Here is a 22,297-nt window from a genome sequence, read left to right on the forward strand (position 1 = left end):
CGTTAACTCGTTGTTTTATTTATATCGCATCATTGTGAGTTCCGCTATCTGTGATAACGATGGCGGTTTCATTCATCGCTTTTCTGGCATGATTCACATTTCTGTAAGCAACAGAATGTAAATACATTTTCTTCTGTGCCATTGCTCATAAAAAAGGACGCCACTGATGATTAAGTTTAGCGCAACGCTGCTGGCCACGCTGATCGCCGCCAGCGTAAATGCGGCGACGGTCGATTTGCGGATCATGGAAACCACCGATCTGCACAGTAATATGATGGACTTTGACTATTACAAAGACAGCGCCACGGAAAAATTTGGCCTGGTGCGCACCGCAACCCTGATTGAAAAAGCACGCCAGGAAGCCAAAAACAGCGTGCTGGTCGATAACGGCGACGTCATTCAGGGCAGCCCGCTGGGCGACTATATGGCGGCGAAGGGGCTGAAAGAGGGCGATGTTCACCCGGTCTATAAAGCGATGAATACCCTGGACTATGCGGTGGGGAACCTCGGTAACCACGAGTTTAACTACGGGCTCGACTTCCTGCACAAAGCGCTGGCCGGCGCGAAATTCCCCTACGTGAACGCCAATATCATCGATGCCAAAACCGGCAAACCGATGTTTACGCCTTATCTGATTCAGGATACCCAGGTTCAGGATAGCGACGGCAAAACGCAGACGCTGCGTATTGGCTATATCGGCTTCGTACCGCCGCAGATTATGACATGGGATAAAGCCAATCTCAGCGGCAAAGTCACCGTCAACGACATTACCGCAACCGCGCGCAAATTTGTCCCGGAAATGCGTGAAAAAGGCGCGGACGTGGTCGTGGTCATTGCCCACTCCGGCCTCTCCGCCGACCCGTATCAGGCGATGGCGGAGAACTCCGTTTACTATTTAAGCCAGGTGCCCGGCGTCGATGCCATTATGTTCGGCCACGCGCACGCCGTCTTCCCGAGCAAAGATTTTGCCGGTATTAAAGGCGCGGATATCGCTAAAGGTACGCTGAACGGCGTACCGGCGGTGATGCCGGGCATGTGGGGCGATCATCTTGGGGTGGTCGATCTGGTTCTGAACAACGACAGCGGCAAATGGCAGGTCAGCGCAGCGAAAGCCGAAGCGCGCCCGATCTACGATGCGGCGGCGAAGAAATCGCTGGCGGCAGAAGACAGCAACATGGTGGCGGTATTAAAAGCCGACCATGACGCCACCCGCGAGTTTGTCGGCAAACCGATCGGTAAATCCTCGGACAATATGTACAGCTACCTGGCGCTGGTGCAGGACGACCCGACCGTACAGGTAGTCAACATGGCCCAGAAAGCCTATGTGGAGCACTATATTCAGGGCGACCCGGATCTGGCGAAGCTGCCGGTACTCTCCGCCGCCGCGCCGTTTAAAGTCGGCGGACGGAAAAACGATCCGGCCAGCTTTGTGGAAGTGGAAAAAGGTCAGCTCACCTTCCGCAATGCCGCCGATCTCTACCTGTATCCCAACACCCTGGTGGTGATGAAAGTGAGCGGTAAAGAGGTGAAAGAGTGGCTGGAGTGCTCCGCCGGGCAGTTCAATCAGATTGACCCCGCCAGCAGCAAGCCGCAGTCGCTGATTAACTGGGACGGCTTCCGCACTTACAACTTCGACGTCATTGATGGCGTGAACTACCAGATTGATATCACCCAGCCGGCGCGCTACGACGGCGAATGCAACAGCGTCAATCCGCAGGCCGAGCGAATTAAGCATCTGACCTTTAACGGCAAGCCGATCGATGCGAACGCCACTTTCCTCGTCGCGACCAACAACTACCGCGCCTACGGCGGTAAATTCCAGGGCACCGGCGAAGATCATATCGCGTTCGCCTCACCGGATGAAAACCGCTCGGTGCTGGCGGCGTGGATTGGCGCGGAGTCGAAGAAAAACGGCGAGATCCATCCGGCGGCGGATAACAACTGGCGCCTGGCGCCGATCCACAGCAGCGTACCGCTGGATATTCGCTTTGAAACCTCTCCGGGCGATAAGGCCGCGGCGTTTATCAAAGAGAAAGCGCAATACCCAATGCGTCAGGTCGCCACCGACGATATCGGTTTTGCCATTTATCAGCTGGATTTGAGTCAGTAATTGCCCCTTCCCCGGTTGCGCTACGCTTACCGGGGCTACCCAGGCATCACCCTCAGGCTACCTGCCCGTGGTTCGCCAGAACCACGGGCAGGTTCAGTTCAATCCAGTCCGCCAGCGCCGCCACCTTCTCGCTTACCTGCTCACCGAGCGGAGTCAGACTATATTCAACGTGCGGGGGCACCACCGGATAGGATACGCGATTAAGAAAGCCGTCCTGTTCCAGCGCCTGGAGCGACTGGGCCAGCATCTTTTCGCTGACGCCGCCGATCTTACGCCGCAGATCGCTAAACCGATGGGTGCCATCGCGCAGAGACACCAAAATCAACACGCCCCAGCGGCTGGTCACATGCTTGAGCACTTCCCGCGAGGGGCACTGTTCGGCAAACAGGTTGCCGTTGCGTAGCTGCTCGCTCAGCGTCAGATTCGCCATATTCGTACTTACCTTTTTGTACGTACTTACTAAAAGTTAGTTAAGGTGTTAGCTTACCACAACTGCCAATGAACACGAAGGAGAAGACCTATGATCGCAATTACCGGCGCAACCGGCCAGCTTGGCCAGCACGTCCTGGAAAATCTGTTAACTACCGTACCCGCAGACCAGGTTGTGGCTATCGTGCGCAACCCGGCGAAGGCCGAATCGCTGAGCCAAAAGGGCGTAGTGGTTCGTCAGGCCGACTACGGCGACGAAGCCGCACTGACCGCCGCCCTGCAGGGCGTAGACAAACTGCTGCTGATCTCGTCCAGCGAAGTCGGCCAGCGCGCCGTCCAGCACCGCAACGTGATTAACGCCGCGAAAGCCGCTGGCGTAAAATTTATCGCCTACACCAGCCTGCTGCACGCCGATACCTCTCCGCTGGGGCTGGCGGATGAGCATATCGCCACCGAGAAAATGCTCGCCGACTCCGGCATTGCATATGCCCTGCTGCGTAACGGCTGGTACACCGAAAACTATCTCGCCAGCGCGCCGCCGTCGATTGAGCACGGCGTGTTTATCGGCGCGGCCGGTAACGGCAAAATCGCCTCCGCGACCCGCGCAGACTACGCCGCCGCCGCCGCTCGCGTTATCGCCGAAGAGGGCCACGCCGGAAAAGTGTACGAGCTGGCGGGCGATGAGGCGTGGACGCTGAGCGAACTCGCCGCAGAGCTGAGCAAACAAAGCGGTAAAAATGTGGTGTATCAAAACCTCAGCGAAGCCGACTTCGCCGCCGCGCTGAAGGGCGTCGGGCTGCCTGCCGGTCTGGCGGATATGCTGGCGGATTCCGATACCGGCGCTTCCAAAGGCGGTCTGTTCGACGACAGCCGCACTCTGAGTAAGCTCATCGGTCGCCCAACCACGACGCTGGCAGAGAGCGTCAAAGGCATTCTGTAACTGTTACATAGTGGTTAATTTTTGTAGCATCCCGGCGGGCCATCCTCAATAATAAAAGGATGTCCGTCGGGAGTTATCGCATGCAAGGCGTACCGGAACAGTTTAATGATGAAAGAGACAGCGCGCGCTTCCGCCATCTGGCGCAGCTGCCCGGCGTTGAGCTATATCATGCCCATATCTCCCGCTACGCCTTTGAACCGCACACCCATGAAGCCTTTGGTATCGGCGCGATCGAGCTCGGCGCCGAGCGTTTTCGCTATCGGGGCAGCCAGCACGTGGCTTCGGTCAACTCTATCGTCACCATGAACCCCGATGAGCTGCACACCGGCGAGGCGGAAACCGCCGACGGCTGGCGCTATCGGATGATTTATCTCGACCCGGATACGCTGGAAGAGGTGACCGGCGAACGCCACTGGTGGTTCAGCGAGGTGGTTCGCCAGGATCCGCTGCGCTCCCGGCAAATCGGCAATCTTATCTATGGCCTGTGGCATACCGACGATCCGCTGGCGCAGCAGGGTCTGCTGCTGGATCTAATCGATACCTTCCGTCCGTTTGCCCATCACGCCGCTGCGCTGCCCGAGGCCCGTCACCGCTTCGAGCGGGTACGCGACTATCTGCACGATAACTATATGCGTACGGTCACCCTCGATGAGCTGGCGCAGGTGGCAGCGCTCAGCCCATACCATTTTCAACGCCAGTTCAAAGCGCACTTTCACGTCACGCCGCACCAGATGCTGATGGCGATTCGCCTGTGGCGCGCCAAAGCGTTTCTCACCCACGGCATGCCCGCCGCCGACGTCGCCCTCGCCGCCGGACTGACCGACCAGTCGCACCTGACCCGCGCGTTCACCCGCCGCTACGGCATTACGCCGGTGCGTTATCAAAAGCAGGTTCTCCCGCGCTAATGCGCAACCTCATACAATATTCCCGCTTTTGCCTCGCCTACACTGTCGGCAACGAAAAGAGTAATGGAAGGCGTGATGATTAGTGGTGTGCTGTACGCCCTGCTGGCAGGGCTGATGTGGGGATTGATATTCGTGGGTCCTTTACTGGTGCCGGAATACCCGGCGGTTTTACAGTCGATGGGACGCTATCTGGCGCTGGGGCTGATCGCCCTGCCGCTGGCCTGGCTGGGCCGCGCGCGGCTGCGTCAGCTCACCGGGAAAGATTGGTGGACGGCGCTGGGGCTGACCATGATGGGTAACTTAATCTATTACGTCTGCCTGGCCAGCGCGATTCAGCGTACCGGCGCGCCGGTCTCCACGATGATTATCGGCACCCTGCCGGTTGTGCTGCCGGTTTTCGCTAACCTGCTCTATAGCCAGCGCGACGGCAAGCTGCCGTGGCGACGCCTCTTTCCGGCGCTGGTCTGTATTGCCCTCGGCCTCGCGTGCGTCAATATTGCCGAACTGCATCAGGGTTTACCCGATTTCAGCCCCTGGCGCTACGGCTCCGGTATCGCGCTGGCGCTAATCTCGGTAGTGTGCTGGGCCTGGTACGCACTGCGCAATGCCCGCTGGCTGCGGGAAAATCCGGACAAACCGCCGATGATGTGGGCTACCGCCCAGGCGCTGGTCACCCTGCCGGTATCGCTGGCCGGGTATCTCATCGCCTGCGGGTGGCTGCACGGCCAGCACGCGGACTTTCCGCTGCCTTTCGGTCCGCGTCCGGCGGTATTTGTCACCCTGATGCTGGCGATCGCTATCTTCTGCTCATGGGTCGGCGCGTGGTGCTGGAACGTCGCCAGCCAGCGTCTGCCAACGGTGATCCTCGGGCCGCTGATTGTCTTCGAAACCCTTGCCGGACTGCTGTATACCTTTATTTTGCGCCAGAGCCTGCCGCCGCTTCTGACCTTCAGCGGTATCCTGCTGCTGGTGCTCGGCGTGGTGTCTGCGGTGCGTGCCCGCCCGGAAAAGCCCGCGCTGCAGGAGCTGGTCAGCGAGAAAAAATAGCCAGGTATCCCAAAGGGGTATTCCCAGGAGAATAAGATGCATTTAAAATACAACTTATATTCTTGATGACGAGGTAACTGCTATGGCTTTCCGTGACCAACCTTTAGGCGAGCTGGCGCTGACGATTCCGCGCGCCTCCGCGCTGTTCCGTCAATATGATATGGACTACTGCTGCGGCGGCAAACAGACGCTGGAGCGCGCGGCGTCGCGCAAAGAGCTGGACGTCGCGGTGATTGAAGCCGAGCTGGCTAAACTGGCGGAAGAGCCGGTGGAGCGCGACTGGCGGGCTGCGCCCTACGCGGACATCATCGATCACATTATCGTTCGCTATCACGACAGGCATCGCGAACAGCTGCCGGAGCTAATTTTACAGGCCACCAAAGTCGAGCGCGTTCATGCCGACAAGCCCAACGTTCCGAAGGGCCTGACCAAGTATCTGACCATGCTGCACCAGGAGCTTTCCAGCCATATGATGAAAGAGGAGCAGATTCTGTTCCCGATGATCAAACAGGGCATGGGAACGCAGGCCGGCGGTCCTATCAGCGTCATGGAAAGCGAGCATGATGATGCGGGCGAGTTGCTGGAGGTGATTAAGCACATCACGCAGAACGTGACGCCTCCGCCGGAAGCCTGCACCACCTGGAAAGCGATGTACAACGGCATCAACGAACTGATTGATGACCTGATGGAGCACATCAGCCTCGAAAATAACGTGCTGTTCCCGCGTGCCCTCGCCGGAAAGTAATAAAAAAGGCGCCCGCAGGCGCCCTCGACATTGTCAGTCTGATTGGCCACCCCGGGTGGCCTTTTTTATGACGGGCCGCTGCAAGCAACGTTAAAAATCTCTCCCGAACATTTTTTTATTTCGCCAGACGCTTCTTGCCGGCAAACAGCCAGCCCGCCCCCAGCAGCACAAACCACAGCGGAGTCACCATCAGCGCTTCGCGGGTATCGGCTTCCAGCGTCAGCAGTACCAGCACAAAGGCGAAGAAGGCCATGCACACCCAGCACATCAGTTTGCCCAGCGGCATCTTGTATTTGGACTGCTCATGCAGCTGCGGGCGCTTTTTGCGATAGACCAGATACGAGCACAGGATAATCGTCCAGACGAACATAAACAGGATCGCCGACACCGTGGTAATCATGGTGAACGCCGCGATCACGCTCGGATTGACCATCAGCATCACCACGCCGCCCAGCAGGCACATACAGGAGAAGGTCAGGCCTTTCGCCGGTACCGCACGCTTCGACAGCTTAGCGAACATTTTTGGCGCCTGTCCGTCCTGCGCCAGACCGAACAGCATACGGCTGGTGGAGAACACGCCGCTGTTGGCGGAAGAGGCCGCCGAGGTCAGCACCACGAAGTTGATCAGGCTCGCCGCCGCCGGCAGCCCCACCAGCACAAACAGCTCGACGAACGGGCTCTTCGACGGCACCACTGAGCTCCACGGCGTCACTGACATAATCACAATTAGCGCGAAGACGTAGAACATAATGATGCGGATTGGAATCGAGTTAATCGCCCGCGGCAGAGATTTCTCAGGATCTTTGGTTTCCGCCGCCGTGGTTCCCACCAGCTCGATGCCCACGAAGGCGAAGACCGCGATCTGGAAGCCGGCAAAGAATCCGCTGATGCCTTTCGGGAACCAGCCGCCGTCATTCCACAGATGGGCGAAAGAGGCTTCCACGCCGGTCGGTGACTGGAAGTGCATCATCACCATCACCAGGCCGACGACGATCAGCGCCACGATAGCGACGATTTTGATCATCGCGAACCAGAACTCCATCTCGCCGAACATCTTCACGGTAGCGAGGTTAAGGCCCAGCAGCAGCAGGATGACCGCCAGCGAGGCGACCCAGTCGGAGAGTCCCGGGAACCAGAACTGCGCGTAGGCGGTGATCGCCACCACGTCCGCCATCCCGGTGACCACCCAGCAGAACCAGTAGGTCCAGCCGGTAAAATAGCCAGCCCAGGGTCCCAGCAGGTCGGCGGCAAAATCGCTGAACGACTTATATTCAAGATTCGACAGCAGTAATTCACCCATGGCGCGCATGACGAAAAACAGCATAAAGCCGATGATCATATAAACAAAAATAATTGACGGCCCGGCAAGGCTGATGGTTTTGCCTGAGCCCATAAACAGCCCGGTGCCGATCGCGCCACCGATAGCGATAAGCTGAATATGCCGGTTAGTAAGATTTCGCCGCAGCGATTGTTCAGTCGGAGCCTGTTCGTCGGCAACGACTTTTACCTGATCTACCATGTGATTTTTCCTGTTGTACCTGTCTGTGTTGTTCGGGCTCTACTGGCCCTTCATTCGTCTTAACCCTGGAACGAGGGTTTATCGATATTAGGTAAGAATCGGAGGGATGAATACTATGATTTAGATATAATGTTAATTTTATGTTTAAAGTGAGTGTTATATCACTCCGGTTACGCGAAACAGCTCACAAAAATACACCCATTAAGCCGATATGCAATATAAAGTTCCAGCAAATTCATAACTTAAGGGTTTTACACTATTTAAAGCGGCCTCCTCCCCCCTGCGGGAGAGGAAGCACCTGCTGTTTAGATAATATCCAGCAGTTCAACTTCAAAAATCAGGGTACTGAACGGAGGAATGGATGCGCCCGCGCCGCGCTCGCCGTAGGCCAGGCTGTGCGGAATGGTCAGTTCCCATTTGGAACCTACCGGCATCAGGGTCAGCGCTTCAATCCAGCCGCCGATTACGCCGGTCACCGGGAATTCAGCCGGCTCGCCGCGCGCGACGGAGCTATCGAAGACGGTACCGTCGATCAGTTTGCCGGTATAGTGGACGCGAACGCGGTCAGTACGCGCCGGGATCGGGCCTTCACCCTGGGTCAGTACGCGGAACTGCAGGCCAGATTCGGTGCTGTTCACGCCTTCGCGCTCGCGGTTCTCTTCCAGGTATTTCTCGCCATCCGCGGCCATTTCCTGGAAACGCTCGCGACGCACGGCGTCAGCGCGTTCGTGGATTTCACGCAGCGCGCGGTGAACGGCTTCCACCGGCACCTGCGGCTGTTGACCTTCCAGCGCGTCAGCAATACCCGCGACCAGCGCTTCCGGCAGCAGCCCCTGCAGGCCAGACTCGCTCAGCTGTTGTCCAACCTGCAAGCCGATACCGTAACTTGCCTGTGCTTCGATCGTGTCAAAAGTTGGGGTTGCCATCTTTGTTCCTTTTTTCGTGGGGGCTCTCATGCTCTCTGGCTTCCAAAATGCAAAAGACAATGAGCAGAGAAAAGAGGTGGGAAGCATATCAGCCATAGCACGACGGGTAAAACTTTGTCGCCTGGATGATGACAAATCTAAGGGAAACAGAAACAATAGAGGGATAAGGTTAACCTCACGAAACATAGCTTTGTCTCGTCCTTCAGGAAGTTAGCCATCTATACTCTAGAGAGAGCAGGATAAAAATATGCGGAGCAGGAGGAAAGCCATGCCCGGGCGCTTTGAACTGACATCTACCCTGGCGAAGATCTGGCACGCCCCGGATCATTTTCGCCTCATGGATCCGCTACCGCCGATGCACCGCCGGGGCATTATTGCCGGAGCGCTGCTGGTGATTATCGGCGTTCTGCTCCCTTCCGAGGATAACAGCAGCGAGGTTCAGGCCAGCCGCGAGGCGAATCTCAACCTGCAATCCCAGTCGCAGCCCGCTTCCGGTAATCAGGCTGTCCCGCTGCCGCCCATCACCAATACGCCGCCCGTGAACGATGCCGATCAGGTGGCGCCGGTCGCGCCGGAGCCGATTCAGGATGAGCAGCCGGATCAGCCGCAGCAGCAGGCCGCTTCCCAGCCGTATCAGGAGCCGCAGTCGACGCCGGGCATCGAGCAGCAGTGGCGGACCTACCGCATTGAATCGGGGAAAACTCTCGCGCAGCTGTTCCGCGACCACAACCTGCCGCCGACCGACGTTTACGCCATGGCCCAGGTGGAAGGCGCAGGAAAACCGCTAAGCTCACTGCAAACCGGGCAGACGGTACAGATCCGTCAGAACGCCAATGGCGTAGTCACCGGGCTGACCATCGATACCGGCGGCGGCCAGCAGGTGCTGTTTACCCGCCAGTCGAACGGCAGCTTTATTCGCGTCCGTTAAGAGAGTCAGGCGTCACAAGAAGCCAGCTTAGAATCGTTTCTTTTATGACCCGACGCCTGACTTCCAGAGCCTGCGGCGAAACCATGCTGATGTGATAAACCAACCCTAACGTATGTTGGTTAATTAAGTAATACCCCCCGAGGGCGGCAATACTAATATTAACCTGGAGCGGATCGATATCGGCTTTGAAGATATTTTGTTGCTTCCCTTCATCGAGCAGCGAAGCCATCAATTGCAGATGCGAATGGTTAATTTCCGGCAGGCGCGTTGATTTTGCATAATGAACGCCTTTGCTTTGGTTTTCACTATGAACAATCTTGAGAAACCACGGGTTTTCAATGTAGTAGTCCCACGTAAAATCAATGATTTTTTCAATGGCTTTGTCAGGGGAAAGCCCTGATACATCCAGACTTTTTTCTTTCTGACGAATATCGTTCCAGGTATATTCGAGGACTTCGATAAACAAATTTTCTTTATTGCCGAAGTGGTGATACACGGTCTGTTTACTGCAATCTGCCGCTTTGACGATATTATCGACTCTGGCACCTTCGTAGCCATATTCGGCAAATTCATTGACAGCGCTTAAAAGAAGCTTTTCTTTCAGGCTTTGCGCATTGCTGGTATCAAGATACATTCCGCTTCCCCATTCACCCTTCGCGATGCCTATCATAGCGATAATTTTAACCCTATTCAGTAAAAAAGAATTAAAACAATATAATTCAATAAGTTATTAACAGTCTGGTGATCGCCCTCACAAACCAACCAACTAGATGGTTGATCTTTTAGTGTTCCAGATGCATTTTGATGCCACCAGGGTCATCCCTATTCACTGTGAGGTTACAAATGAGATCAAATAAATCCGTTGCCGTTATTACCGGAGCCGCTCGCGGCATTGGCAAGGGCTGTGCGCTTGAACTGGCCCGCGCAGGATTCAATCTTTTAATTAACGATCGCCCGGATGCTGAAAGCGTTGAAAAGCTGGAAACCACCCGGCAGGAGTGCATTGCTGAAGGCGCAGAAGTCATCTGTTTCCCGGCGGATATTGCCGACCTGTCGCTGCACGAAGAGATGCTCGACGCCGCGCAAAATCGATGGGGCCGCCTCGATTGCCTGCTGAACAATGCCGGGATTTCCGTCAAAAAACGGGGCGATATCCTCGACATGCAGCCGGACAGCTTTGACGAAAACATTGCCGTCAACACCCGTGCCCCCTTCTTTCTCGCCCAGTCGTTCAGCAAGCGCCTGCTGGCGCAGCCGAAACCGGAAAATGAACTCCCGCATCGTTCGATTATTTTCGTCAGCTCAATTAACGCCATCATGCTGGCAATGAATCGCGGCGAATACACGATGGCCAAGACCGCCGTTTCCGCTGCCGCCCGTCTGTTTGCCGCCCGCCTGTGCGATGAGCAAATCGGCGTTTATGAAGTGCGTCCAGGCCTGATTAAAACCGAGATGACCGTTCCAGCTACCGCCTACTACGACGAACTGATTGCCAAAGGACTGGTACCGTGGGGTCGCTGGGGTTTCCCGGCAGATATCGCCTCAACCGTACGCGCCATGGCGGAAGGCAAGCTGATTTATACCTGTGGGCAGGCCGTGGCCATTGACGGCGGCCTGAGCATGCCGCGCTTCTGAGGTTGAATAATGAGAGATCTGTTGCAACGTCCCGATCTGTTCAGCATCAACACCGCGACGCTCGGCTATAAAACGCCCTTACCCGCCATTATTGATGCCTGCGCGGAACGTGGTATCGGCGCTATTGCGCCGTGGAGAAGAGAGCTTGCCGGTGAAAATTTAGCGGACATCGCCCGTCAGTTGACGGCGAATAGCATGGCGGTGTCCGGATTCTGCCGCAGTACTTATTACACCGCGCCAACCCTGTCGGAACGCAAACTCGCCATCGACGATAACCGTCGGGCGCTTGACGATGCCGCCACCCTGAACGCTGCCTGCTATATGCAGGTGGTCGGCGGGCTAGCGCGGGGAAGTAAAGATTTATACGAAGCGCGGGAGCAGGTGAAATACGGTATCCGTCAGCTGCTGCCTCACTCCAGAGACGTGGGCGTGCCCATCGCACTGGAGCCGCTGCACCCGATGACCGCTGCCGATCGTTCCTGCCTGTGCACATTACGTCAGGCGCTGGACTGGTGCGACGAACTCGATCCCGATGGCGAATACGGCCTGGGCGTAGCGGTGGACGTTTACCATATCTGGTGGGACCCGGACCTCGCGAATCAGATCCTGCGGGCGGGAAAGCGCATTCTGGCCTTTCACATCTCAGACTGGCTGGTGCCGACCACCGATCTAGTCAACGACCGGGGTATGCCGGGAGACGGCATCATTAATATTCCCTCGATTCGTCGGCTAGTGGAAAACGCCGGTTTTAACGGCGCGGTGGAATTAGAAATTTTCTCGCCGCACAACTGGTGGCAAAAGGACATCAACAGCACCCTGGATATTAGCGTCGATCGTATCGCGCATTATTGCTAAGGATGAAACATGAATGAACAACCCGTTCTGTTCAGCAGAGCGGCGGCCTCCTGTCGCCTGACGCTGAATCGCGAAGATAAATGCCACGCGATTAACGAAGAGATGATCGAATTACTCGATCGCTATTTAAATGAAATTGAAAATGACGCCACGCTGCGCCTGGTGGAATTGACCGCCACGGGAGATAAGTTTTTCTGCGCGGGTGGCGATATTAAATCCTGGTCTGCTTATTCACCGTTGGATATGGGGCGGAAATGGATTAAGCGCGGCAATGAGGTCTTCTCGCGCCTGCGCAATTTACCCCAGCTTACCGTGGCGAATATTAACGGTCACACCATCGGCGGCGGCATTGAACTGGCGCTGAGCTGCGATATCCGCATCGCCCGGCCGACAGCAAAATTCTCCACCCCGGAAGTCACGCTTGGCATGGTGCCCGGCTGGCTGGGCATCGAGCGGGTTCTCAATCAGGTTGGCCCGGTTGTTGGCCGCCAGATGCTGATGCTGGGCCAGCGCCTCAGCGCCCAAGAAGCGCAAGCCGCAGGATTGATTAACGAGGTCGTGGAAAAAGATGACGCGGAAGGCTGGCTGATAAATCAGCTTTGCGCTCTGCAAAAGTGCGGCCCGGTCGCCCTGGCGCATATTAAACAGCTCATTCTGGCGCTGGAAAATAAGCATGCCGACTACTCGCATCAGTTGCTGGCCGGCTTGATGTCAGCCACCCAGGACTGCCAGCAGGCGACGCGGGCTTTTGCTAACAAAAGCCCGGTAATTTTCCAGAATCAGTAAGGAAAAGAGAATGAATAAAGTGACCTCAGCCGACGCCGTCGCCGCGCTCATTGAAGATGGCGCCACGATTGCTATCAGCGGCAACGGCGGCGGTATGGTTGAAGCTGATTATTTACTGGCGGCCATTGAAAAACGCTTTCTGGAGACCGGACATCCACGCGACCTGACGCTTATCCACTCGCTGGGAATTGGCGATCGCGATAGCAAAGGCAGCAACCGTTTCGCCCATGCAGGAATGCTCAAGCGAATTATCGCGGGGCATTTTACCTGGTCGCCAAAAATGCAGGCTCTGGTAAAAAACGAAGAGATCGAAGCTTACTGCTTTCCCGGCGGCGTGATTCAGGCGCTGTTGCGTGAAATTGGCGCCGGTCGTCCCGGCCTGATTACCCACGTGGGGCTGGGATCGTTTGTCGATCCGCGTCACGGCGGCGGTAAATCGAATGCCCGAACCACCGAAGATATGGTGGAACTAATTGAGATCGATGGTGAAACCAAACTACGTTACCGACCATTCAGGGTGAATTACGCCATTGTGCGCGGCACCTACGCCGACCCGCGCGGCAACGTCAGCCTCGAAGAGGAAGCGATCAATATGGACAGCTACTCAATGGCGCTGGCGGCACACAATAGCGGCGGCAAGGTCTTCGTTCAGGTGCGCGATGTACTGGAAGCAGGGGCAATCGCGCCACGCAACGTCACCCTCCCCGGAATTCTGGTCGATGGCATCGTGGAGCATCGCGAGCAGCCGCAGACCTACCTCGGCGGCTACGATCTGACGATCAGTGGCCAACACCGACGCCTCTGTTCCAGCGATGCAATAGAGCTGGTCAGCCACCCGGTGCGCCGCCTGATTGCCCGTCGCGCGGCGCGTGAACTGGTCGCAGGCGCGTCGACTAACTTCGGATTTGGTATCCCTGGCGGCATTCCCGGTATCGCCCTGCGTGAAGGCGTACCCTATCAAAGTTTATGGCTCAGCGTGGAGCAAGGCGTGCATAACGGCATGATGCTGGACGATGCGCTGTTTGGCTGCGCGCGCAACGCTGATGCAATTATTCCTTCGTTGGATCAATTCGAATTCTATAGCGGCGGCGGTATCGACATCACCTTCCTCGGCATGGGGGAGATGGACCGGCACGGTAACGTTAACGTGTCGCATCTTAACGGCAACCTGATCGGTCCTGGTGGTTTTCTGGAAATCGCGCAGAATGCTCGCAAAGTGGTGTTCTGCGGCACTTTCGACGCCAAAGGCAGCAAGATCAACGTAACACCGGATGGCCTGCAAATAGAGCAATCTGGCCAGATTCCGAAGCTAGTGACGGAAGTGGAAAAAATTACCTTTAGCGCCAGCTACGCCCGGCAGAGCGGACAAGAAGTGCTTTATGTCACTGAACGCGCGGTATTTCAGCTCACGGAAGCGGGCGTTGAGTTAATCGAGATAGCACCAGGAGTTAATGTTGAGCGCGATATTCTGCCTTATATGGCCTTCCGCCCGATAATTAACCAGCCGCGCCTGATGGATAGCGCGCTGTTTAGCGCGATGGAGGACGCATGAGCCAGATCGATGACGCCATTCTTGATGCCCTGACTCACGTCTCCTTTCCTAAAGGGTTCGCTAAAGCGGAACCGGCTTCCATTCTGACGATCGATAACGTCAACTATCCGCTTTGGAAAGCCGATGCGCTAGTCGTCGGCAGCGGGGCCGCGGGGTTACGCGCCGCCGTTGAACTCAAGCGCCGTCAGCAAAACGTATTATTAGCGACCGCCGGATTATATATGGGGACCTCCGCCTGCTCCGGCTCGGATAAACAGACACTGTTTACTGCCGCCACAGCAGGCAATGGCGATAGCTTTCTTAAACTGGCTGACGCGCTGGCCAGCGGCGGTGCCATGGACTACGACACTGCCTATGTGGAAGCAGTAGGTTCGCTGCATACTTTGGGTGGGTTGCAATTTCTTGGGCTTGAACTGCCGGAGGACCGCTATGGGGCGATCCTCCGCTATCAAACCGACCATGATGAAGCCGGACGCGCGACCTCCTGCGGCCCGCGCACCTCGCGTCTGATGGTAAAGGTTTTGCTGGAAGAGGTTCAGCGGCTCAATATCCCACTGTTGAGCGGTGCGACAGTTATCAAACTATTACGCCAGTGCGATGAATCAGGAACGGAACATATGGCGGGGGCAATTCTGGCGACGGGGTCTCGCGCCCATAACCCGTGGGGACTGGCGCTGGTAGTCGCTCCCAATGTCGTCCTGGCGACCGGCGGCCCCGGAGAGCTCTACCGCGACAGCGTCTACCCTAATAAATGCTTTGGCTCACTCGGGCTGGCGTTGGAAGAGGGAATCACGCTCACCAATCTGACCGAAAGCCAGTTCGGTATCGGCACGCCGCGCAGCGCCTTTCCGTGGAATTTATCCGGCACCTACGTGCAGGTGATTCCCTATATTTATTCTGTCGATAGCGGCGGCAAAGAGCATAATTTTCTCGCTGACTACTACCGCACCACTCAGGAACTAGCCTCAAACATCTTTCGTAAGGGGTATCAGTGGCCGTTCCATGCTACAAGGGTGATGGATTTCGGCTCTAGCCTGCTGGATATGGCTGTGGCGCATGAGCAGCAGCTGGGGCGCAAAGTCTATATGGACTTCAATCGCAATCCAGAAGCGGTACCAGGCGATCTTCCCTTCTCGCTGCAACGGCTAGACGACGATGTGCGGGCTTATCTGGAAAACAACGATGCGCTGGCAGCGCTACCCATTGAACGCCTGCAGCGAATGAATCCGCTATCGATCGCCCTGTATAAAATGCACGGCCACGATTTGACGCAAACACCGCTGCAGTTCGCCATGAACAATCAGCATATGAATGGTGGTATTGAGGTCGATATCTGGGGTCAAACCTCTCTGCCCGGCTGTTTTGCGGTAGGTGAAATCGCCGGAACCCACGGAGTTACCCGCCCAGGCGGCGCGGCGCTGAATGCCGGACAGGTCTTTGCCATGCGTCTGGCGCGCTATATCGCACATGCAGGCAGGCGCAACGCGGTCGATGACGTGCCTGAACTGGCTGCTCAGCCGCTGGCGGAGGTAAATGACGTCATTCTGCGAGCGCAGCGCAATGAGTCAGGCCGCTCCCTGCAAAGCGTCAAGGAAGAGATCCAGACACGCATGTCTGACCACGGCGGATTTATCTGCCATGTCGATGCCGTCAGGCAGGCCGCACAGGAGGCCCGCCTGTTGGCTGCCGCGGTGGCGAAAAATGCCCTATCGATCCGCCATCTGGCAGAAATCCCCGAACTGTTTATGTGGCGTCAAATGGCACTGATATCGGCGGCGGTGCTGACAATGCTGGACGACTATATCTCCGCAGGCGGCGGCAGCCGGGGTGCCAGGATCATCCTTGACCCCGAAGGCGATTGTCTGCCGTTAACCCGTAACGGGCCCGCGCAGCTATGGCGTTTTCGACCGGAGCAGGCGTCAGACAAAGAGAAAAAGCTGACGATTCATTATCAGCAGGCCAAATTTATTGTTCGGCAAAAAGCCCTGAGAAGCTTAGCCGATAGTAAAGATCATTATTTTGAAAAGAACTGGCCTGATTTTCTCAACGGCAATATTTATCGCTAGCGGTGTAACTCATTAAACCTTCTCTTTGTACCCTATAAACCCGTTAAGGTGATCACAATGAAAATTAAAGGACTACGATGGTGGATTATCGGCCTGGTGGCGCTGGGCACAGCCATTAACTATCTGGCGCGCAGCTCATTAAGCGTTGCCGCCTCAACCTTATTTACCGAACTGCATATTACTGAACAGCAATATTCGTGGGTCATTATGTCCTTTCAAATGGCTTATACCGTTGCCCAGTCTTTCTGCGGCTATATTCTGGATTCCATCGGTTTACGGATTGGCTTTTTTATCTTCGCACTGGCATGGTCCTTCGCCAATATGGCCCATGCTCTGGCGTTTAACTGGCAGTCGCTGGCCTGCTTCCGCGGCCTGCTTGGCCTGAGCGAAGCCGCCGCGATCCCTGCAGGTATTAAAACCGCATCGGAATGGTTCCCGTCAAAAGAGCGGGGCGTGGCAGGTGGTCTGTTTAATATCGGAACGTCCGTTGGTGCCATGCTGGCACCGCCGATCGTCGTCTGGGCGATTATTTCCTGGCACTGGCAGTTCGCTTTTATTATTAGCGGGGGGCTGGGGATTATATTTGCTTTTATGTGGTTATTTTTATATCGCTCGCCGGAAAAACATCAATGGGTATCAGATGAAGAAAAAGAGTATATTTTCTCAGGACAAGAGAAAGCTCTGCAGTCTGACGGCGATAAGCGCCCTTCATTACTCCCCCTGCTGAAGCAGCGTAATTTCTGGGGCATCGCGATGACGCGTTTTTTGTCCGATCCGGTCTGGGGAACGTTAAGCTTCTGGCTGCCATTGTATTTAATTCAGGTTCGCGATCTGCCGCTAAAAGAGATTGCTATGTTTGCCTGGCTCCCCTTTCTCGCGGCGGATATTGGCTGCGTGGCGGGTGGCGTGCTCTCGAATGTGTTGATCACCAAGTTCCACATTACCACTGTCAACTCCAGGCGCATCGGGTTCACTATCGGCGCGCTGCTTATGACCTCGTTGTCAGCCGTGGGATTTGTCGAAAACGTCTACTTCGCGATTGCACTGATCAGCCTTGGCGGCTTTGCGCACCAGATGCTGTCAACCATGGCAATGACGTTAGCCTCGGATCTGTTCAAAAAGAACCAGGTCGCCACCGTGAGCGGCATGGCGGGTTCTGCAGCATGGATGGGCCAGTTGCTGTTCACCCTGGTAATGGGGCTGCTGGTGCATCAGATTGGCTATACGCCATTCTTTATTGCGCTGAGCATTCTCGATCTTATCGCAGCAGCGATTATTTGGCTGACCATTGTTGATCCGCAGCGCGTCGTCGCGAAGCAGATACAGCCGGCATAACCATTCTTAATCATAGGCCTGCAAACCCATGCAGGCCTGAGCAGCGTAGCGTCATCAGGCAGTTAACGATGTTGACCCACTTTATTCACCCACCAGATCCCGGCGCACACCAGCGCCAGCGCAACCGCATATTTCAGCTCAAGAATATTCTCGCCGAGGAAGATGGCCGACAGCACGGTGCCGGCAACCGGGACCACAAAGTTGAACGGCGCAATCATACTCACGCGGTTATGCTTAAGCAGCACGCTCCATAGCGCAAAAGCGATGGAAGAGAGCAGGGTCAAATAAGCCAGCACCAGCGCAGCAGCGGCGCTGTGGACCGCCAGGGTTCCGCCGGTCAGGTAACCGCCGCCAACCAGCACCAGGCCGCCAAACGCCAGCTGCCAGCCGGTCATCACCGTCGGGTCAACCGTCTGCGAAATGCGCTTACCGTACAGCGTCGCCGCCGACAGGATAAAAGCCGCCAGCACCACAAAACCGTCGCCCTGCCAGACAAAGCTAAAATCGCTCAATGAATGATTAACGTTCACCAGCATCACGCCGGCAAAACCGAGAATGCAGCCGACGGCTTTGTTGTAGCTCAGCCTGTCATTCTGATAGATAAAGTGCGCCAGCAGGACGCTGAAGAAGGTGCCGGTGGCGTTCATAATCGAGCCCTTCACGCCGGTGGTAAACGCCAGGCCAACGTAGAAGAAAATGTACTGGATGGACGTTTGCGTGACGCCCAGTATCGCCAGTTGGCCGCACTGACGGGAATTTAAGCGGGCGATCGGCTTACGCTGCGCCAGCGCGAAGAGCAGCAGTAGCGCTCCGGCAAACAGGAAGCGATAGCCAGCAAAGACGATTTTAGACGGCACATCATCAGTGGCAATCTGAAATAGTTCATAGCCGCTTTTAATCGCCGGGTAGGAGCTTCCCCACAGCAGGCAGCAGAGGGTTGCGCAGGCATAAGCCACTTTCTTGCGGGTAAAAATCGAGGGTGCGTCCATTCACTTCACCAGAAATAAAATAGTGTTTTATTTTATTATCCAGAAAGTTGCTAAGAATAGCCACCATACCAGGAAAAGATTCAGCAAAGACAGAAAAGCAAAACGCCGGCACAAGGCCGGCGTCTCGACGTGAGTTGAGTAATAAATTACTCAGCTACAACGTTAACAACCAGTTTAGCGAAAACTTCGCTGTGAACCTGGAAGTCCACTTCGTGCTCACCGGTGGTGCGCAGAACGCCGTTCGGCAGACGAACTTCGCTCTTAGCAACGGCAACGCCAGCTGCAGTTACAGCGTCAGCGATGTCGCGAGTACCGATGGAACCGAACAGTTTACCTTCGTCGCCAGATTTAGACGCGATGGTAACGGTGCCCAGTGCGTTGATTGCTTCAGCACGTGCGTTAGCAGCGCCCAGAACTTCTGCCAGTTTGGCTTCCAGTTCAGCACGGCGTGCTTCGAAGAACTCAACGTTTTTCTTGGTAGCAGGAACAGCTTTACCCTGTGGTACCAGGAAGTTACGAGCATAGCCCGCTTTAACGTTAACCTGATCACCCAGGCTACCCAGGTTTGCTACTTTATCAAGCAGAATAACTTGCATTACCTTATCCTCTCAAAGTCGTATTAATGGACCGTGACCGATTACTGATGACGATCAGTGTACGGCAGCAGGGACAGGTAGCGAGCGCGTTTGATAGCGCGTGCCAGCTGACGCTGATATTTTGCACGGGTACCGGTGATACGGCTCGGGACAATCTTACCGCTTTCGGTGATGTAGTTTTTCAGCGTAGCGATATCTTTATAGTCGATCTCTTGAACGCCTTCCGCGGTGAAACGGCAGAACTTGCGACGACGGAAATAACGTGCCATATGGCTAGTCTCCAGAATCTATCAATTCAATCTGCTCGGCATGCAGAACCATTTTGCTCAAGCCGTTCTTTGCCTTGTGGCAAGAGATGAACCCTCGAACGATTACTGCGCTACCGACCGTTATACTGTGAGTAATGGCCTGGTTCTCGTGTCCGCTGATTATCACGGGCATTTGGCACCATGCCTGCCGGTGAAAACCGGCTTCCTCCTGCACTGAACGATGCTCAAGCACGAACTGGCAGTGTGGAATTCCTGACGGGCTGACCTTACGAAGTGGAGTCCTGCATACAATGCCGGACAGCTCCAGACGGTTGGTCATCAGGATTACTCTTCAGAATCCCCAGCTTCAGAATCATCTGCGGTTTCGTTGGCGAAATCTTCGCGACGCTCGCGGCGCTCGTCTTTCGCTTTAACCATCGGAGATGCTTCGGTAACAGCGTGCTTAGTACGCATTACCATGCTGCGGATAACGGCGTCGTTGAAGCGGAAGTTAGTTTCCAGCTCATCGATCGCTTCCTGCGGCGCTTCAACGTTCAGCAGAACGTAGTGAGCTTTGTGCAGTTTGTTGATCGGATAAGCCAGCTGACGGCGGCCCCAGTCTTCCAGACGGTGGATCGTACCTTCTGCTGCAGTGATTGCACCAGTGTAACGTTCGATCATGCCCGGAACCTGTTCGCTCTGGTCAGGATGGACCATAAAAACGATTTCGTAATGACGCATCGAATTGCTCCTTACGGATTATTCAGCCTCCTGTCTGGGTCAGCCGCGGCCCATGGAGGCAAGGAACGTGTTAAAGGGCGGCTGAAAAATTGACGCGTCATAATACGGGCGAGCGGGTTTTAAGACAAGTGAATTGTGCAAATAATTCGCACTAAGCGCGAAGTGGCCTTAAGCCAGTGATTTAAAATTAATCAACGGCGGAAGCGACAATTTTTTGAACAACTGCATCAGAAATGGTCGCGATACGCCAGCGAGGCAGCGATTACACTTAGATTAGAAGCAATCCATACCCCAGGGAAGCGGGTTAACGTCAGGACTGTCATAAGGAGCGTAGATGATGAAATACATCCTCATAACCATGATGGCAGCGCTTTTGTTGAGCGCCAACGCGCTGGCTGCTATTAAAATCGATGCCCGCCAGGCCCGCAACATGGACGATGTGCAGAGCCTCGGCGTTATCTATATCAACCACAACATCGCCACCGAGCAGGAAGCCGACCAGGCGCTTAGCCAGCAGAGCGATGCTCAGGGAGCGAAATACTTCCAGCCGATCCTCATTCATGAACCGGGAAGCGACGGTCCGATTCACGCCAGTGCGGCCATTTACCGTTAATTTGCCTGTTTTTTGACTTCGCCCGATAGTCAGGGCGAAGTCTTAATGCAATTGAGAATTATTTTTCTTCGTGCCTTATCAGCAGGAACGTAACCTGATTTAATCTCTCTTTAACCACATGATTATCCGGAGTGATTCATGGTTCCGCGTTTTGCCACGCTAAGCCGTATCCCGAAAGGGGTTTGGGTTCTTGGCGGCGTTAGCCTGCTGATGGATGTTTCGTCAGAGATGATCCACAGCCTTCTTCCTCTATTTATGGCCACCACGCTGGGGGCCAGCGTGATTATTATCGGCATTATCGAAGGCGTTGCTGAAGCTACCGCGCTGATGCTGAAGGTTTTCTCTGGCGTCATCAGCGATTATGTCGGCAAACGCAAAGGCCTTGCGCTGCTCGGCTATGGCCTGGGGGCGCTAAGCAAACCTCTTTTCGCCATCGCGCCAACCTCCGGCGTGGTGTTCAGCGCGCGAATGATCGACCGCGTGGGCAAAGGGATACGCGGCGCGCCGAGGGATGCGCTGGTCGCCGACGTCACTCCGCCGGAAATTCGCGGCGCCGCCTACGGGCTGCGCCAGGCGCTGGACACTATCGGGGCTTTTCTGGGACCGCTGCTTGCCGTCGCGCTGATGTTTCTCTGGGATAACGACTTCCAGTCTATTTTCTGGGTCGCGGTCATTCCTGCCGCGCTCTCCATCGCTTTATTAGGCTTTGGGCTAAAAGAGCCAAAAACGCCGATCACCCGGAAACGGACCAATCCCCTGCGCCGCGAGAACCTAAAAAAGCTTTCAGCCGCCTACTGGTGGGTTGTGGTTATCGGCTCGATTTTTACCCTCGCCCGCTTCAGCGAAGCGTTTCTGGTGCTGCGCGCCCAGCAGATGGCGATCCCGCTGTTCGCGATTCCGCTGGTGATGGTCGCGATGAACCTGGTGTACAGCCTGACCGCCTATCCGTTCGGTAAACTATCGGACAGCATGAGCCACAGCAAAATGCTGCAGTGGGGTCTGCTGGTGCTGATCGCCGCCGATATCGTGCTGGCCTTAAGCAGCCACTGGAGCACGCTTTTAGCCGGCGTGGTGCTATGGGGCATTCATATGGGGATGACGCAGGGACTGCTGGCGGCGATGGTGGCGCATACCGCCCCGCCGGAGCTGCGCGGAACGGCGTTCGGGATGTTCAACCTGATGAGCGGCGTTGCGCTGCTGCTGGCCAGCGCAGGTGCGGGCGTGCTGTGGGAGGTATTCGGTGCCGCCTCGACGTTTTACGCCGGCGCGGTAATCTGCGTGCTGACGCTGATCGGTATGCGCTGTATGCCGTCGGCTTATCAGCAAAACTAA

The 22,297-nt window shown here is 55.8% G+C and carries 23 protein-coding genes; 14 read left to right on the forward strand and 9 right to left on the reverse strand.

The genetic code is table 11. From position 1 onward, the window contains the following. Nucleotides 1-166: 166 nt before the first annotated feature. Nucleotides 167-2,110 carry a bifunctional 2',3'-cyclic-nucleotide 2'-phosphodiesterase/3'-nucleotidase gene (locus GUC22_RS24300; protein WP_064411405.1) on the forward strand — a complete coding sequence of 648 codons (1,944 nt, stop codon included), beginning with the start codon at nucleotides 167-169 and terminating at the stop codon, nucleotides 2,108-2,110. A gap of 52 nt (nucleotides 2,111-2,162) precedes the next feature. Here GUC22_RS24300 and GUC22_RS24305 read toward each other — a convergent pair whose 3' ends face one another. Then, nucleotides 2,163-2,540 carry a winged helix-turn-helix transcriptional regulator gene (locus GUC22_RS24305; RefSeq protein WP_004871067.1) on the reverse strand — a complete coding sequence of 126 codons (378 nt, stop codon included), beginning with the start codon at nucleotides 2,538-2,540 and terminating at the stop codon, nucleotides 2,163-2,165. Nucleotides 2,541-2,630: 90 nt separating this feature from the next. Here GUC22_RS24305 and GUC22_RS24310 point away from each other — a divergent pair, with 90 nt between their 5' ends. The 4 genes from GUC22_RS24310 to ytfE all read left to right on the forward strand — a co-directional run bounded on the left by GUC22_RS24310 (nucleotide 2,631) and on the right by ytfE (nucleotide 6,176). Then, nucleotides 2,631-3,479, forward strand: coding sequence for an SDR family oxidoreductase (locus GUC22_RS24310; RefSeq protein ID WP_024360269.1), 849 nt, complete (start codon nucleotides 2,631-2,633; stop codon nucleotides 3,477-3,479). An 80-nt stretch (nucleotides 3,480-3,559) separates the two neighbouring features. Beyond that, the gene (locus GUC22_RS24315) at nucleotides 3,560-4,384 is read left to right on the forward strand and encodes an AraC family transcriptional regulator (protein ID WP_024360268.1); all 825 of its coding nucleotides are present in this window, start codon (nucleotides 3,560-3,562) and stop codon (nucleotides 4,382-4,384) included. A 75-nt stretch (nucleotides 4,385-4,459) separates the two neighbouring features. Next, a complete protein-coding gene (locus GUC22_RS24320; RefSeq protein WP_004098010.1) occupies nucleotides 4,460-5,431 on the forward strand; it encodes a DMT family transporter in 972 nt (323 codons plus the stop codon). A gap of 82 nt (nucleotides 5,432-5,513) precedes the next feature. Continuing rightward, on the forward strand, nucleotides 5,514-6,176 hold the full coding sequence (ytfE, locus tag GUC22_RS24325) for an iron-sulfur cluster repair protein YtfE (RefSeq protein WP_064411404.1): 663 nt from the start codon (nucleotides 5,514-5,516) through the stop codon (nucleotides 6,174-6,176). Nucleotides 6,177-6,291: 115 nt separating this feature from the next. On the opposite strand, the gene cycA is transcribed toward ytfE, so the two are convergent. Together cycA and fklB are read right to left on the reverse strand one after the other, a co-directional pair. Continuing rightward, nucleotides 6,292-7,695 (reverse strand): D-serine/D-alanine/glycine transporter, encoded by a 1,404-nt coding sequence (gene cycA, locus GUC22_RS24330; RefSeq protein WP_024360266.1) that lies wholly within the window; start codon nucleotides 7,693-7,695, stop codon nucleotides 6,292-6,294. 305 nt (nucleotides 7,696-8,000) lie between these two features. After that, nucleotides 8,001-8,621: an FKBP-type peptidyl-prolyl cis-trans isomerase gene (gene fklB / locus GUC22_RS24335; protein ID WP_004871077.1), complete on the reverse strand. Its 621-nt coding sequence runs from the start codon at nucleotides 8,619-8,621 to the stop codon at nucleotides 8,001-8,003. Between the two features lie 268 nt (nucleotides 8,622-8,889). On the opposite strand from fklB, the gene GUC22_RS24340 reads away from it, so the two are divergent. Beyond that, nucleotides 8,890-9,549, forward strand: a complete 660-nt coding sequence (locus GUC22_RS24340) for a LysM-like peptidoglycan-binding domain-containing protein (RefSeq protein WP_160183808.1) — start codon at nucleotides 8,890-8,892, stop codon at nucleotides 9,547-9,549. Here GUC22_RS24340 and GUC22_RS24345 read toward each other — a convergent pair. Beyond that, nucleotides 9,533-10,183: a TetR/AcrR family transcriptional regulator gene (locus GUC22_RS24345; protein ID WP_049132175.1), complete on the reverse strand. Its 651-nt coding sequence runs from the start codon at nucleotides 10,181-10,183 to the stop codon at nucleotides 9,533-9,535. The two genes, GUC22_RS24340 and GUC22_RS24345, sit on opposite strands and share 17 nt — an antisense overlap. 209 nt (nucleotides 10,184-10,392) lie before the next feature. Between GUC22_RS24345 and GUC22_RS24350 the strand changes: the two genes are divergently transcribed. The 6 genes from GUC22_RS24350 to GUC22_RS24375 are packed head-to-tail and all read left to right on the forward strand — an operon-like array spanning nucleotide 10,393 to nucleotide 17,778. After that, nucleotides 10,393-11,184 carry a 3-ketoacyl-ACP reductase gene (locus GUC22_RS24350; RefSeq protein WP_098067043.1) on the forward strand — a complete coding sequence of 264 codons (792 nt, stop codon included), beginning with the start codon at nucleotides 10,393-10,395 and terminating at the stop codon, nucleotides 11,182-11,184. A gap of 9 nt (nucleotides 11,185-11,193) precedes the next feature. Then, complete coding sequence (locus GUC22_RS24355) at nucleotides 11,194-12,039, forward strand: sugar phosphate isomerase/epimerase family protein (RefSeq protein ID WP_064411401.1); 846 nt, start codon at nucleotides 11,194-11,196, stop codon at nucleotides 12,037-12,039. Between the two features lie 9 nt (nucleotides 12,040-12,048). Further along, nucleotides 12,049-12,825 (forward strand): enoyl-CoA hydratase/isomerase family protein, encoded by a 777-nt coding sequence (locus GUC22_RS24360; RefSeq protein ID WP_098067042.1) that lies wholly within the window; start codon nucleotides 12,049-12,051, stop codon nucleotides 12,823-12,825. Between the two features lie 10 nt (nucleotides 12,826-12,835). Beyond that, the gene (locus tag GUC22_RS24365; RefSeq protein ID WP_160183809.1) at nucleotides 12,836-14,377 is read left to right on the forward strand and encodes an acyl CoA:acetate/3-ketoacid CoA transferase; all 1,542 of its coding nucleotides are present in this window, start codon (nucleotides 12,836-12,838) and stop codon (nucleotides 14,375-14,377) included. After that, complete coding sequence (locus GUC22_RS24370; RefSeq protein WP_102649958.1) at nucleotides 14,374-16,443, forward strand: FAD-binding protein; 2,070 nt, start codon at nucleotides 14,374-14,376, stop codon at nucleotides 16,441-16,443. The genes GUC22_RS24365 and GUC22_RS24370 overlap by 4 nt, the downstream gene beginning before the upstream one ends. A 57-nt stretch (nucleotides 16,444-16,500) precedes the next feature. Continuing rightward, a complete protein-coding gene (locus tag GUC22_RS24375) occupies nucleotides 16,501-17,778 on the forward strand; it encodes an MFS transporter (RefSeq protein WP_049132180.1) in 1,278 nt (425 codons plus the stop codon). A 62-nt stretch (nucleotides 17,779-17,840) separates the two neighbouring features. On the opposite strand, the gene GUC22_RS24380 is transcribed toward GUC22_RS24375, so the two are convergent. The 5 genes from GUC22_RS24380 to rpsF all read right to left on the reverse strand — a co-directional run bounded on the left by GUC22_RS24380 (nucleotide 17,841) and on the right by rpsF (nucleotide 20,352). Beyond that, on the reverse strand, nucleotides 17,841-18,767 hold the full coding sequence (locus GUC22_RS24380) for a DMT family transporter (protein ID WP_154913685.1): 927 nt from the start codon (nucleotides 18,765-18,767) through the stop codon (nucleotides 17,841-17,843). Nucleotides 18,768-18,913: 146 nt separating this feature from the next. Further along, nucleotides 18,914-19,363, reverse strand: coding sequence for a 50S ribosomal protein L9 (gene rplI / locus GUC22_RS24385; RefSeq protein ID WP_004098003.1), 450 nt, complete (start codon nucleotides 19,361-19,363; stop codon nucleotides 18,914-18,916). A gap of 41 nt (nucleotides 19,364-19,404) precedes the next feature. Further along, on the reverse strand, nucleotides 19,405-19,632 hold the full coding sequence (gene rpsR, locus GUC22_RS24390; RefSeq protein ID WP_000135199.1) for a 30S ribosomal protein S18: 228 nt from the start codon (nucleotides 19,630-19,632) through the stop codon (nucleotides 19,405-19,407). A 4-nt stretch (nucleotides 19,633-19,636) separates the two neighbouring features. Next, nucleotides 19,637-19,951: a primosomal replication protein N gene (gene priB / locus GUC22_RS24395; RefSeq protein WP_004128142.1), complete on the reverse strand. Its 315-nt coding sequence runs from the start codon at nucleotides 19,949-19,951 to the stop codon at nucleotides 19,637-19,639. A 5-nt stretch (nucleotides 19,952-19,956) separates the two neighbouring features. After that, nucleotides 19,957-20,352, reverse strand: a complete 396-nt coding sequence (gene rpsF / locus GUC22_RS24400) for a 30S ribosomal protein S6 (RefSeq protein ID WP_004098001.1) — start codon at nucleotides 20,350-20,352, stop codon at nucleotides 19,957-19,959. 337 nt (nucleotides 20,353-20,689) lie between these two features. On the opposite strand from rpsF, the gene GUC22_RS24405 reads away from it, so the two are divergent. Both GUC22_RS24405 and GUC22_RS24410 read left to right on the forward strand, forming a co-directional pair. Beyond that, a complete protein-coding gene (locus tag GUC22_RS24405) occupies nucleotides 20,690-20,965 on the forward strand; it encodes a DUF1471 domain-containing protein (RefSeq protein WP_004871080.1) in 276 nt (91 codons plus the stop codon). Nucleotides 20,966-21,103: 138 nt separating this feature from the next. Then, entirely contained in the window at nucleotides 21,104-22,297 is a 1,194-nt protein-coding gene (locus GUC22_RS24410; RefSeq protein ID WP_160183810.1) for an MFS transporter, read from the forward strand.

The sequence above is a fragment of the Klebsiella sp. MPUS7 genome (genome assembly GCF_009905335.1).
Lineage (GTDB): Bacteria > Pseudomonadota > Gammaproteobacteria > Enterobacterales > Enterobacteriaceae > Klebsiella > Klebsiella grimontii.